7 protein-coding genes are annotated in these 13091 nt (G+C 74.3%); 2 read left to right on the top strand and 5 right to left on the bottom strand.

What is annotated here, in order from left to right; all coding sequences use genetic code 11:
* Nucleotides 1-108 precede the first annotated feature (108 nt).
* Nucleotides 109-2706 (top strand): alpha-glucan family phosphorylase, encoded by a 2598-nt coding sequence (glgP, locus tag ACIGO8_RS01320; protein WP_399722578.1) that lies wholly within the window; start codon nucleotides 109-111, stop codon nucleotides 2704-2706.
* 138 nt (nucleotides 2707-2844) lie between these two features.
* Nucleotides 2845-4071 carry an alginate lyase family protein gene (locus ACIGO8_RS01315; RefSeq protein ID WP_399722576.1) on the top strand — a complete coding sequence of 409 codons (1227 nt, stop codon included), beginning with the start codon at nucleotides 2845-2847 and terminating at the stop codon, nucleotides 4069-4071.
* Between the two features lie 51 nt (nucleotides 4072-4122).
* Here ACIGO8_RS01315 and ACIGO8_RS01310 read toward each other — a convergent pair whose 3' ends face one another.
* The 5 genes from ACIGO8_RS01310 to ACIGO8_RS01290 all read right to left on the bottom strand — a co-directional run bounded on the left by ACIGO8_RS01310 (nucleotide 4123) and on the right by ACIGO8_RS01290 (nucleotide 12944).
* On the bottom strand, nucleotides 4123-5772 hold the full coding sequence (locus ACIGO8_RS01310; RefSeq protein WP_399722573.1) for a sensor histidine kinase: 1650 nt from the start codon (nucleotides 5770-5772) through the stop codon (nucleotides 4123-4125).
* Nucleotides 5765-6421, bottom strand: a complete 657-nt coding sequence (locus ACIGO8_RS01305; RefSeq protein WP_399722571.1) for a response regulator — start codon at nucleotides 6419-6421, stop codon at nucleotides 5765-5767. Before ACIGO8_RS01305 ends, ACIGO8_RS01310 begins: the two co-directional genes overlap by 8 nt.
* 135 nt (nucleotides 6422-6556) lie before the next feature.
* Nucleotides 6557-8581 carry a M4 family metallopeptidase gene (locus ACIGO8_RS01300; protein WP_399722569.1) on the bottom strand — a complete coding sequence of 675 codons (2025 nt, stop codon included), beginning with the start codon at nucleotides 8579-8581 and terminating at the stop codon, nucleotides 6557-6559.
* Between the two features lie 578 nt (nucleotides 8582-9159).
* Nucleotides 9160-11094 carry an ABC transporter ATP-binding protein gene (locus ACIGO8_RS01295; protein ID WP_399722567.1) on the bottom strand — a complete coding sequence of 645 codons (1935 nt, stop codon included), beginning with the start codon at nucleotides 11092-11094 and terminating at the stop codon, nucleotides 9160-9162.
* A complete protein-coding gene (locus tag ACIGO8_RS01290; RefSeq protein WP_399722566.1) occupies nucleotides 11091-12944 on the bottom strand; it encodes an ABC transporter ATP-binding protein in 1854 nt (617 codons plus the stop codon). The genes ACIGO8_RS01295 and ACIGO8_RS01290 overlap by 4 nt, the downstream gene beginning before the upstream one ends.
* Nucleotides 12945-13091 lie beyond the last annotated feature (147 nt).

Here is a 13091-nt window from a genome sequence, read left to right as displayed (position 1 = left end):
TCTCGTCGACTGTCGACGATGAGACTTGCCGGAGCGGGCAAACTCATCGGCGGAGGCACAGCGTGGTGTTTCCACTCCGCTCCGTCACGGCCTGCGAAGGTGGAACACGTGAAGGCTATCCGTCGGTTCACCGTGCGCCCCGTTCTCCCCGAGCCCCTCCGACCCCTCGCCGCCCTGGCGCGCAACCTGCGCTGGTCCTGGCACGAACCCACCCGTGAACTCTTCGACTCCGTCGATCCCGGCGGCCACCGGCCCGAGGGCGCCGACCCCGTCCGGGTGCTCGGCGCCATCGACGCCGGGCGGCTCGCCGCTCTCGCCGCCGACCAGGACTTCCTAGGCCGGCTGCGGGCGGCGGCGGAGGACCTCGACCGCTATCTGACCGAGCCCCGCTGGTACCAGCAGCAGCCCGGCGAGCCGCCCGCCTCGATCGCGTACTTCTCGCCCGAGTTCGGCGTCGCCGCCGCCCTGCCCCAGTACTCCGGCGGCCTCGGCATCCTGGCCGGCGACCACCTCAAGGCCGCCAGCGACCTCGGCGTCCCGCTGATCGGCGTCGGACTGCTCTACCGCCACGGCTACTTCCGCCAGTCCCTGTCCCGCGACGGCTGGCAGCAGGAGCACTACCCGGTGCTCGACCCGGGCGAGCTGCCCGTCTCCCTGCTCCGCGAGCCCGACGGCGGCCCCGCCCGGGTGACGCTCGCCCTGCCCGGCGGGCGCAGTCTGCACGCGCACATCTGGATCGCCCAGGTGGGCCGGGTGCCGCTGCTCATGCTGGACTCGGGCGTCGAGGAGAACGCGCCCGGCGAGCGCGAGGTCACCGACCGGCTCTACGGCGGCGGCAGCGAGCACCGGCTGCTCCAGGAGATGCTGCTCGGCATCGGCGGCGTCCGTGCCGTCCGTACGTACTGCCGGCTCACCGGCACGCCCGCGCCCGAGGTCTTCCACACCAACGAGGGCCACGCCGGCTTCCTCGGCCTCGAACGCATCCGCGAACTGGGCCGGCCGGGCCCGGGCGATGGCCCCGGCCGGGGCGAGGACCAGGGCCTGGACTTCGACGCCGCCCTGGAGCGCGTCCGGGCCGGGACCGTGTTCACCACCCACACACCCGTGCCCGCCGGCATCGACCGCTTCGACCGGGCGCTCGTCGCCCGCCACTTCGGCGAGGACGGCGCGCTGCCCGGCGTCGATCCCGCCCGGATCCTCGCCCTCGGCGACGAGACGCCGCTCGGCGGCGAGCCCGGCGTCTTCAACATGGCCGCCATGGGCCTCCGGCTCGCCCGCCGGGCCAACGGCGTCTCCACGCTCCACGGCGCCGTCAGCCGCGCCATGTTCGCCGGCCTGTGGCCCGGCTTCGATCCCGACGAGGTCCCGCTGACCTCCGTCACCAACGGCGTCCACGCGCCCACCTGGACCGCTCCCGAGGTCGCCCGGCTCGGCCCGGACGCCTCCGACGGCGAGCTGTGGGAGCTGCGCCGCACCCTGCGCGAGCGGCTCGTGACGGACGTACGGCGGCGGCTGCGGGACTCCTGGCGGCAGCGCGGCGCGGCGGCCGCCGAACTCGGCTGGACCGACACCGTCCTCGACCCCGACGTCCTCACCATCGGCTTCGCGCGCCGCGTCCCGTCGTACAAGCGGCTCACCCTGATGCTGCGCGACAAGGACCGGCTGCGGGCGCTGCTGCTGCATCCCGAGCGGCCCGTGCAGCTGGTCGTGGCGGGCAAGGCGCACCCGGCCGACGACGGCGGCAAGAAGCTGGTGCAGGAGCTGGTGCGGTTCGCCGACGACCCGCGGGTGCGCCACCGGATCGTCTTCCTGCCCGACTACGGCATGGGCATGGCCCGCGGTCTCTACCCGGGCTGCGACGTGTGGCTCAACAACCCGCTGCGGCCGCTGGAGGCCTGCGGCACCAGCGGGATGAAGGCCGCGCTCAACGGCTGCCTCAACCTCTCGGTCCTGGACGGCTGGTGGGACGAGTGGTGCGAGCCGGACTTCGGCTGGGCGATCCCGACGGCCGACGGGGCCGCGGCGCTCGACGAGGAGCGCCGCGACGACCTGGAGGCCGCCGCGCTCTACGAGCTGATCGAGCGCCGGGTCGCGCCCCGCTTCTACGACCGCGGACCCGACGGCGTGCCGGGCGGCTGGACCGCGATGGTCCGCCGCACCCTCGCCGACCTCGGGCCGAAGGTGCTCGCCGACCGGATGGTGCGCGAGTACGTGGAGCGGCTCTACGCCCCGGCGGCCGCCGCGCACCGGGCGCTCGGCCCCGACGAGGGCCGTGAGCTGGCCGCCTGGAAGGCCCGGGTGCGGGCCGCCTGGCCGAAGGTGTCCGTCGACCACGTGGAGGTCGGCGACGAGCTGGCCGAGGCGGACGCGGACGCGGAGCTGGGCGCGACGCCGGCCGTCCGGGTGCGGGTGGACCTCGGCGGGCTGGCTCCCGAGGACGTGGAGGTGCAGGCCGTCACCGGGCGGGTGGACGCCGACGACCGGCTGCTCGACCCGCGCACGAGCGTCCTCAAGCCGGCGGGCGGCCCGGACCTGGAGGGACGGCTGCCGTACGCGGGCGCGCTCTCGCTGGACCGCACCGGTCCCTTCGGCTGCACGGTCCGGGTGCTGCCGACACATCCGCTGCTCGACCACCCGGCGGAACTCGGTCTGGTGGCGCTGCCGGTGGAGACGACGGGACAGGGAGCCGGTGTGCTGATGCGCTGAGGGCCTCGCGTCGAATGGTCTGGACCGGGGTCTTGACGTGTCCATGGGGTGTCACTAGGTTCCGCGCTCGACAGGGAGTTCATTCTCCCGACCTGCGTTCACATGGCTGAACATGAGCGAACGGAAGGCAGCCCCCACATGCGTCCTCGCACCCTGGTCCTCTCCCTGACGGCGGCCCTCGCCCTCCTCCTGGCGCCCTCCCCGGCGCCGGCACCGACGGCCGCCCCGCCCCCCGCCGCCACCGCCTTCGCTCCCGTCGCGGCGCAGGCGCCCGCCGCCTTCACCCATCCCGGCGTCCTCGTCGGCGGCGCCCAGCTCGACTTCGTCCGCGCCCAGGTCCAGGCCGGTGCACAACCCTGGAAGAGCGCGTACGACCAGATGATGGCAAGCCCCTACGCCTCGCTCACCCAGGCGCCCAAGCCGCGCGCGATCGTCGAATGCGGCTCCTCCTCCAACCCCAACCACGGCTGCACCGACGAACGCCAGGACGCCGTCGCCGCGTACACCCAGGCCCTCGCCTGGTACCTCACCCGCGACGCCCGCCACGCGAAGAAGGCGATCGAGATCATGGACGCCTGGTCGGCCGTCCTGCAGGACCACACCAACTCCAACGCCCCGCTCCAGAGCGGCTGGGCCGGCGCCTCCTGGCCCCGCGCCGCCGAGATCGTCAAGCACACCTACCCCGGCGGCTGGCCGGGCTCCGGACGCTTCGCGACCATGCTGCGCACCGTGTATCTGCCCGAGGTCTCCGGCGGCGCCGCCCTCACCAAGAACGGCAACTGGGAACTCGTCATGACCGAGGCCGCCCTCGGCATCGCCGTCCACCTCGAGGACCGCGCCGCCTACGACAAGGCCGTCGCCACCTACCTCCGCCGGATGCCCGCCTACGTCTACCTCGCGAGCGACGGCGCCCTGCCCAAGCCGCCGCCGAACAGCTCCATCGACACCCGCGACGAGATCGTGACGTACTGGCAGGGCCAGTCCACCTTCGCCGACGGGCTCTCCCAGGAGACCTGCCGCGACTTCGGCCACACCGGATGGGGCCTCGCCGCCGCCGTCCACATCGCCGAGACCAGCCGCCTCCAGGGCCAGGACCTCTACCCGCAGGTCTCCGAACGGCTCCGCCACGCGCTCGGCTTCCACACGAAGTACGAGAACGGCGCCGCCGTCCCGTCCTGGCTGTGCGGCGGCACGCTCAGGACCGGTCTCGGGCCGGTCACCGAGGTCGGCTACAACGCCCTGCACCACCGGCTCGGCATCGGCATGACCAACACCGGGATCTACACCGAGGCCCGCCGCCCGGCCGGCAGCGACCACTACTTCGTCTCCTGGGAGACCCTCACCCACGCCGAGAACCCCCGCTGAGCCTCCGCCGGGTCCCCGCCGGGTCGCCGGGCCGAGCCCGGGCCCGCCCGCTCAGGGCAGCTCCGCCCGGTCCGCCAGGTGCCCGTCCACGAAGCACAGGCGGTAGACCGGGAGCGCCGCCAGCAGCTCCGAGCGGTAGTACAGACACTCGTCCATCCCGGCCGGCTCGGCCGGGACACGGGCGGGCCGGCCGTCGAGAGGGTGGTCCGGGAGGTGCGCGGCGATCTCCGCGCGCGACTGTCCTGTACGGATACGGGCATAGTCCTCCGGCTCCAGATACGTCTGGTGCTGGGTGTACACGGCGACGCCTGCCATCAGCAGCCCGAGCGCGGCGAGCAGCGCGAGCGGGATCCAGATCGCCCGCGCGAGGCCCCGCCGCACCTGCCGCCGCGCCAGGTCCAGTTCGCGCGCCGAGCGCGGCGCGGCGGGCCGCGGCGCCGGCGGGTCGAGCGGCAGGACGGCGGACAGCGCGAAGCCGCCCTCGCCGGTCGGCCCGTGCCGCAGCGAGCCGCCGGCGAGCCGCACCCGCTCGTCGAGCCCCACCAGCCCCGTCCCGCCCGACGCCAGCCCGGACGGCGAGGTGCCGCCCGGGCCGGCGCCCGCGCCGGCGGGCCCGGGGCCGTCGCCGCCGCGGCCCGTCCCGTCGGAGGATGCCGGGCGTGGGCCGCTGGTGACCCGGACCCGGACGAGCGCCGCGTCCCGTTCGACCGTCACCGCCACCGGCGCGCCCGGCGCGTGCTTCGCCGCGTTCGTCAGGCCCTCCTGCACCACCCGGCGCAGCGCCCGGGCCGTCATCTCCGCCGGCGGCTCGGCCGCGTCCACCAGCGTCACGGCCATCCCCGAGGCCCGGGCCCGGTCCACCAGGTCGGCCACCGTCTCGTCCGGCGGCGCCACCGGCGCGACCGACGCCTCGTCGTCCTCCTCGCGCAGCACGCCGATGATGTCCCGCAGCCGGCCCGTCGCGTCCGCCGCCGCCCGGCGCAGCTCACCGGCCGCCCGCCGTTGCTCGGGACCGAGCGCCGGGTCCAGTTCGAGGGCGCCCGCCCGCAGCGCGAGCAGCGCCAGGTCGTGCCCGAGCGAGTCGTGCATGTCGCCGGCGATCCGGGACCGCTCGCGCAGCCGCTCCCGGTCGGCCACCGCCGCCTGCTCCCGCTCCATCCGGTCGGCCAGCTCCCAGCCGCTGCGCACCAGCCGGTCGTACTGCCGCGCGTACCGCCCGATCAGCCAGGGCGCGACGACGGCGAGGGCCAGCGAGAGCAGCAGCCCGAACCAGGTGAACAGCGCCTTGCCGGACGCCAGGACGAGCACGAGGCCCGCCACCGGCACCGCCGCGAACAGCCCGAGGGCCCAGCGCGGGTCGTCCTGGCGGCGTCCCGCGAGCGCGCCGAAGGCGATCAGGGCCGGCACGTACGAGGGCGTGAACAGCTCCGGCGCCAGGGCCAGCGAGACCGCGACCGTGAGCGCGAGCGGCAGCACCGGCCACCGCCGGGCGAGCGCCGTGCACACCGCCAGCAGCACCACGCCCACCGCCACCCGGGTCCACGAGCCGCCGTCGTTCGGATCGGACGTCAGCAGGACGGGCACGCACAGCAGCAGCCACAGCAGCACGTCGAACGCCCGCTCGCGGCCGCGCTCCCCGGGCGACGCTCCGGCACGCCGCCCGGCCCGCTCTCCGCCCCGCCCGGCGGCCGGCTCAGGCATCGGGCACCAGCCCCGCCTCGTACGCGAGGACCGCCAGCTGCACCCGGTTGCGCAGCCCGATGCGTCCCAGGACGGCGCTCACATGGGCCTTCACGGTGCCCTCGACCACATGGAGCCGCTCGGCGATCTCCTGGTTGGACAGGCCCGCGCCGACCAGGGCGACCACCTCCCGCTCGCGTCCGGTCAGCGGCGCGAGCCGGGTGCGCGCGTCGGCGGCGCGGATGAGGCGCGGGCCGCCGAGCGTGTCGATGACCCGGCGGGCGACGGCGGGCGAGAGGAAGGCGGCGCCCTCGGCGACCGCCCGTACACCGGCGATCAGTTCGCGCGGGTCGCCGGACTTCAGCAGGAAGCCGCTGACGCCGCTGCCGAGCGCCCGCTCGATGTACGCGTCCTCGGAGAAGGTGGTGAGCACGACGAGCGCCGTCTCCGGCACCGCGCGCCGCAGCTCCTCGGCGGCGCCGAGACCGTCGAGCCGGGGCATGCGGATGTCGAGGAGCACGACGTCCGGCCGGTGCAGGCGGGCGAGCTCGACCGCCTCGTGGCCGTCGCCCGCCTCGGCGACCACCTCGATCCCGGGGTCGGTGGCGAGGATCGCCCGTACGCCGGCCCGGATCATCGTCTCGTCGTCGGCGAGCAGCACCTTGATCATGCGCTCCAGCCTAAGCAGGCGGCCCGCGGCCCTGCGGCCCTGCCGCTCTTCGGCGGCGGACGCGCGGACGCCCGGAGGGAAGGTTCCCTCCGGGCGTCCGTCAGATCACTTCGGGCAGGCGGTCCCGCTCGGTGCTTACGGGAAGGTCAGCTTGAAGCTGTTGATGTAGCCGGTGTCGATCGACGCCTTGTCCTGGACGCGCAGCTTCCAGACGCCGTTGGCGACCTCGGTGGAGGCGTTCACGGTGTAGGTCTGGTTGATGTTGTCGGCGCTGCCGCCGGCACGGTTGTGCAGGTTGTAGACCGAGCCGTCGGGGGCGATGAGGTCGACGACCAGGTCACCGATGTAGGTGTGGACGATGTCCACGCCCACCTTGAGGGTCGACGGCGCGTTGCCGGCGACACCCGAGACGGTCAGGGACGAGGTCACCGCGGCGCCGTTGTCCGGGATGGAGACGTCGGCGTCGTTGGTGAAGACCGTGCCGCCGCCGGGTCCGCCGGGGCGGGAGCCGACGTTGATGGCGGCCCAGGCGTTCTCGACGGCCGCGACCTCGGCGCTGCCCGCGCCGTACAGCTCCGTCGCCGCCGCGACGGTGCCCGTGCGGGCGCCGGCGTAGTTGGTGTTGGAGCTGAACTTGGTGGTGAGCGCCTTGAACCAGATCAGCGAGGCCTTGTCACGGCCGATGCCGGTGACGGGCAGGCCGTCGGAGGTCGGCGAGTCGTAGTTCACGCCGTTGACGGTCTTGGCGCCGCTGCCTTCGGAGAGCAGGTAGTAGAAGTGGTTCGCCGGACCCGAGGAGTAGTGGACGTCGATCGAGCCGAGGCCCGAGTACCAGGCGTCCTTGGACGCGCCGTCCTTGCTCGGCTTGTCCATGTAGCGCAGCGGGGTGCCGTTGCCGTTGATGTCGATCTTCTCGCCGACGAGGTAGTCGCCCTTGTCGCTGGCGTTGTTGGCGTAGAACTCGACCGCCGCGGCGAAGATGTCGGAGGTGGCCTCGTTGAGGCCGCCGGACTCGCCGCTGTAGACCAGCTTGGCGGTGTTGGAGGTGACGCCGTGCGTCATCTCGTGCGCGGCCACGTCGATGGACGTGAGCGGCTTGCTGTTGCCCGAGCCGTCGCCGTAGGTCATGCAGAAGCAGGAGTCGGACCAGAAGGCGTTGACGTACGCGTTGCCGTAGTGGACCCGGGAGTACGCGCCGACGCCGTCACCGCGGATACCGCTGCGGCCGTGCACGTTCTTGTAGTAGTCCCAGGTGAGAGCGGCGCCGTAGTGGGCGTCGGCGCCGGCCGTCTCCTTGTTCGACGGCAGGCCGTTGCCCCAGGTGTCGGTGCTGTTGGTGAACAGCGTGCCGGTGCCGGAGGTGCCGCCGTTGAGGTTGTACGTCTTGTGGTTGCCGCGGCCGGTGTCCGTCAGGGTGTACGACGGGGCCGTGCCGAGCGTGACCTGGCCGCTGTACTGCGTGTTGCCGACGCCGGTCTCGATGGCCTGCCACTCGAAGAGCTTCGCGCCGGACTTGGCGTCCGTGATGACGTGCAGCTCGTTCGGCGTGCCGTCGTGCTGGAGGCCGCCGACGACGGTCTCGTACGCGAGGACGGGCGTGCCGTTCGCGGCCCACACGACCTTGCGCGGGGCGCTGCTGGCCTTGGTGGACTTCGAGCCCTCGGCGTTCGCGCGGCCGATCGCCTGCTTCTCGGCGGCGGCCGGGGCGACGGTCGCGGTCGCGGTGTCGACCTTGGTGATGTCGGCACGGGTGGCCTTGTTCACGCCGGTGGTGGCGCCGGCCTTGGTCTCGGTGACGATGAGGTCACCGCCGAGGACGGGCAGACCCGCGAGCGTGCGCTCGTAGCGCGTGTACGTCGTGCCGTCGCGGTCCTGGACGACGTCGCGGACGACCAGCTTCTCCTGGGCGCCGAGGCCGAGCTGCTTGGCCGTGGCGCCGCTGTCCGCCTGGGCGGCGCGGATCAGCGCGGTGCGCTGGGCCGGGGAGAGGTCGGCCGGCAGCTTGCCGGGGTTGGCCTTGCCGGCGGCCTGGGCCTTGGGGGCGAGCCCCAGGGAGTTGTCGGCCGAGGCGGTGCCGGTCTGGACGCCAACGGCGATCATGGCGGCGGCAGCGATCAGAGCGCCGGTCGCGGTGGCGCGACGGCTGGGCGTGGATCTCACGCAGACTCCTTTTGCGAGGGGGGTACCGGGGGCTGGGTGAGACCGCCCGGGCGGAGCAAACAGAGCTGTGGAGCACGAACGGGTGAAGCGAGGAACGTTGGTGCGAAGAGCCGGGGAGAGAGTGGCAGTTGTGGACGGCCCCTGTCAGGAGCGCGTCAACAACTTGGCCGGAAATCGTCCGTTGCCCGTAGGTTGCTGTTCGTTAACCGGACGTTTCACCGGCCGTGCCGGTACGCCCTCCCGCCCGCCGCACACCGGCCCCGCCCGGGGCCGGCACGCTCCTGACGATCTCGACAACCCCGCGTAACACGCGGTCGGAAGCCCTCGGACCCGGCACCACCCGGCGTGGCTCGTTCCGCACCCCGCCCCGCCGGGCGCCGTCTCCGGCGCGCGTCGGCGGGACGCCTCGCACGCGTCCACCATGCGGACCGGGCGGGGCGGTCGGGACGGGCGGCCGGGGGCGACCCGGGCGGGGCGGCCGGGGCAGGCGGGGCGGTCGGGGCAGGCGGGGCGGCCGGGCCCGGTGGGACAGGCGGCCGGTCCGGCGGCCGGTCCCACCGGGCCGGACCGGCGTCGGGTCAGCCGACCAGACTGTCCCGCCAGGCCCGGTGGAGGCCCGCGTAGTGGCCGTCGCCGGTGACGAGGGCGGCGGGAGAGCCGTCCTCGACCACCCGGCCCGCCTCCATCACCAGGACCCGGTCGGCGACCTCGACCGTGGAGAGGCGGTGCGCGATCACCACGGCCGTGCGCCCGGCCAGGACCGTGTTCATCGCGTGCTGGACCGCCCGTTCGCCCGGGACGTCCAGGGAGCTCGTCGCCTCGTCGAGGATCAGCACCGCCGGGTCCGCCAGCAGGGCGCGGGCGAACGCGACCAGTTGGCGCTGGCCCGCCGAGATGCGGCCGCCGCGCTTGCGGACGTCCGTGTCGTAGCCGTCCGGGAGGCCGGTGACGAAGTCGTGCGCCCCGATCGCCTTCGCCGCCCGCTCGATCTCCGCGCGGCTCGCGTCCGGACGGCCGATCGCGATGTTCTCCGCGACCGTCCCCGAGAACAGGAACGCCTCCTGCGTCACCATCACCACGCCCCGCCGCAGTTCGGGCGTCGACAGCTCCCGCAGATCGACACCGTCCAGCAGCACCCGGCCTTCCGTCGGGTCGTAGAAGCGGGCCAGCAGCTTCGCCAGCGTCGACTTGCCCGCACCCGTCGCCCCGACCACCGCGACCGTCTGCCCGGCCGGAATCGTCAGGTCGAGGCGCGGCAGCACCTCGCCGCCCGTCCGGTAGGCGAACCGGACGCCCTCGAAGACCACCTCGCGCCCGGGCCCCGCGTCGCCCGGCCGGGCCGGCAGCTCGCGCGGCGACGCCGCCTCCGGGACGCCCGGCTCCTGGGCGAGCAGGCCGGCGATCTTCGTGAGCGAGGCGGCCGCCGACTCGTAGGAGTTGAGGAACATGCCGAGCCGGTCGATCGGGTCGTACAGCCGCCGCACGTACAGCACCGCCGCCGCGAGCACGCCGAGCTCCAGCGTGCCGTCCGCGACCCGCCACGCGCCCCACAGGCACATTCCGGCCACCGCCGTGTTGGCGACGAGCCGCGAGCCGACCACGTAGCGGGCCATCTCCAGGAGCGCGTCGCCGTTGCTGCGCTCGTGCCTGCGGTTGAGCGCCGCGAACTCGGCGTTGTTGGCCCGCTCCCGGCGGAACGCCCGCACCGGCCGGATCCCGTTCATCGTCTCCGCGAACTTCACGATCACGGCGGCGACGGCCGTCGACCGCTCCGAGAAGACCACCGCCGAGCGCCGCCGGTAGCTGCGCACCAGCAGGTACAGCGGACCGAAGGAAGCCACCGCGACCGCGCCGATGCCCAGATCCAGCCACAGCAGCATCACCGAGATCGTGACGAACGACAGCACCACGCCGATGAGTTCCTGCAGGCCCTCGGAGAGCAGCTCGCGCAGCGACTCCACGTCCGTGGTGGACCGGGAGATGAGCCGGCCCGAGGTGTAGCGCTCGTGGAAGTCCACGCTGAGCGCCTGCGCGTGCCGGAAGATCCGCCCGCGCAGATCGAGCAGCACGTCCTGGTTGACCCGCGCCGCGACCCGCACGAACGCGTACTGCAGCAGCCCGCCGGCCACCGCGCACGCCACGTATCCCACGGCCACCGCCACCAGCGGCCCGTACCCGCCCGCCCGGAGCGCCGGTACGCCCCGGTCGATCGCGTACGCCACCAGCAACGGCCCCGCCTGCAGGGCGCCCTGCTGCACGAGCAGCACGACCGCGCCCAGCACCACCCGCCACCGGTGCGCGGCGAGCAGCGACCGCAGCAGCCGCCCGGTGGCCCCGGGCGCGGCCGGCAGGTCGTCCCGGTCGAAGGGATCGCCGCCACCGGACCCGCCCGGCCCGCCCGGCCCGCCCGCCCGCTCCTCGGCCGGTGCCGGCGTGGGTGCCGGCGCCGAGGCCGTGTCCGCGCCCGCCCCCGTGGCCGCGCCCGCGTCCGTGTCCGTGTCCGCGTCCGTCATCGTTCGTCCTCCCGCTCTCCGGACATCAGCCAGGCGTACTCGCCACTGGTGCGCAGCAGTTCGTGGTGGGTGCCGACCGCCGTGATCCGGCCGCCGGACAGCAGCGCGACCCGGTCGGCCAGGAGCACCGTGGACGGGCGGTGGGCGACCACCAGGGCCGTGGTGTCGCGCAGCACCTCGCGCAGGGCCGCCTCAACCCGGGCCTCGGTGTGCACGTCCAGCGCCGACAGCGGGTCGTCGAGGACCAGGAAGCGCGGCCGGCCGACGACCGCCCGGGCCAGCGCGAGCCGCTGGCGCTGGCCGCCCGAGAGGCTCAGGCCCTGCTCGCCCACCTGGGTCGCGGTGCCGTCCGGGAGCCGGCCGACGAAGCCGTCCGCCTGGGCGACGGCGAGCGCGCGCCGCAGCTCCGGCTCGGCGGCGTCGGGCCCGGCGCCCATGAGGACGTTCTCGCCGACGCTCGCCGAGAACAGCGTCGGTTCCTCGAACGCCACCGACACCAGCGTCCGCAGCCGCTCCCGCGGCATCAGCGTGACGTCCTCGCCGTCGAGCAGGATCCGGCCGCCGGTCGGCTCGTGCAGCAGCGGTACGAGCGCGGTGAGCGTGGTCTTGCCGGAACCCGTCGCGCCGACCAGCGCCATCGTCTCGCCGGGCCGGATGTGCAGGTTCACGCCGTCCAGCACGGGCCGCGCGTCGGCCGGAGCGTCCGGGTAGCGGAAGGTGACGCCCTCGAACCGCACCCCGTCCGCGGCCCCGGCCCGGGCCACGGCCGCCTTCGGCGCGGGCTCCGGCTCCGGGTCGCTCTCCGGGTCGCTCCCTGGGTCCGTCTCCTCGGCCGCGTCCATCACCTCGAAGTACCGCTGCGTCGCCGTCGCCGCCTCCTGGCTCAGCGCCAGCAGGAACCCGATCGACTCCACCGGCCACCGCAGCGCCAGCGCCGTCGACAGGAACGCCACCAGCGTGCCCGCCGACAGCTCGCCGTCCGCCACCCGCACCGCGCCGAGCACCAGCGCCGCGCCCACCGCCAGCTCCGGCAGCAGCGTGATCAGCGCCCAGATCCCGGCGAGCAGCCGGGCCTTGACCAGCTCCGTGCCGCGCAGCAGCTCCGCCAGCGTCCGGAAGGCCGCCGCCTGACTGCGGTGGCGGCCGAAGCCCTTGACGATCCGGATGCCGAGCACGCTCTCCTCGACGACCGTCGTGAGGTCGCCCACCTGGTCCTGCGACCGCCGCGCCACCACCGCGTACCGCCGCTCGAAGACCGAGCAGAGGATCACCAACGGCGCGACCGGCGTCAGCAGCACCAGGCCCAGCGTCCAGTCCTGGGCGAGCAGCACCGCGTAACCCGCCAGGATGGTCACGCCGTTGACCAGCAGGAAGGTCAGCGGGAAGGCCAGGAACTGGCGGACCATCATCAGGTCCGTGGTGGCGCGCGACAGCAACTGGCCGGACGCCCACCGGTCGTGGAAGGCGATCGGCAGCCGTTGCAGCCGCCGGTAGAGCGCCGCCCGCATGCCCGCCTCCACGCCGGACAGCGGCCGGGCCACCAGCCAGCGCCGCAGACCGAAGAGCCCGGCCTCGGCGATGCCGAGCAGCAGCAGGTACAGCGCGCCGAGCCACACTCCGGCGGTGTCGCCGTCCGTGACCGGGCCGTCGACCAGCCATTTCAGGACGAGCGGGATGACGAGCGAGAGGAGGGAGGCGACGACGGCGACGAACGCGGCCGTGAACCAGCGGGCGCGGACCGGCCGGAGGTACGGCCACAGGCGCAGCAGCGAGCGCACGGTGGAGCGTTCGCCGACGGGCTGCGCCGGCTCCGGCGGCATGTCCTTGGTGGGTGCATGTTTTTCGGGCATCAGGTCCGAGCCTAGGGTTCACCCCTGACATCGCTCATGTGGTTTTCCGGCCACGGCCGCCACCGCCGGTGGCGGCCGCGGCCGGGCCGCCTGACCGCCGCGTCCGGCAGGCGACGCGCCCCGTAGGATCCCGATCGATCGCCCGGG

Source organism: Streptomyces sp. NPDC053493 (assembly GCF_044544825.1).
Lineage (GTDB): Bacteria > Actinomycetota > Actinomycetes > Streptomycetales > Streptomycetaceae > Streptomyces.
Note: the sequence above shows the minus strand (reverse complement) of the source record. Positions and strands in the feature narration are given on the sequence as shown.

Coding starts and splice junctions, on each gene's coding strand:
- ACIGO8_RS01315 (WP_399722576.1), top strand. CDS start 2,845: ATGCGTCCTCGCACCCTGGTCCTCTCCCTGACGGCGGCCCTCGCCCTC.
- ACIGO8_RS01310 (WP_399722573.1), bottom strand. CDS start 5,772: ATGCCTGAGCCGGCCGCCGGGCGGGGCGGAGAGCGGGCCGGGCGGCGT.
- ACIGO8_RS01305 (WP_399722571.1), bottom strand. CDS start 6,421: ATGATCAAGGTGCTGCTCGCCGACGACGAGACGATGATCCGGGCCGGC.
- ACIGO8_RS01295 (WP_399722567.1), bottom strand. CDS start 11,094: ATGACGGACGCGGACACGGACACGGACGCGGGCGCGGCCACGGGGGCG.
- ACIGO8_RS01290 (WP_399722566.1), bottom strand. CDS start 12,944: ATGCCCGAAAAACATGCACCCACCAAGGACATGCCGCCGGAGCCGGCG.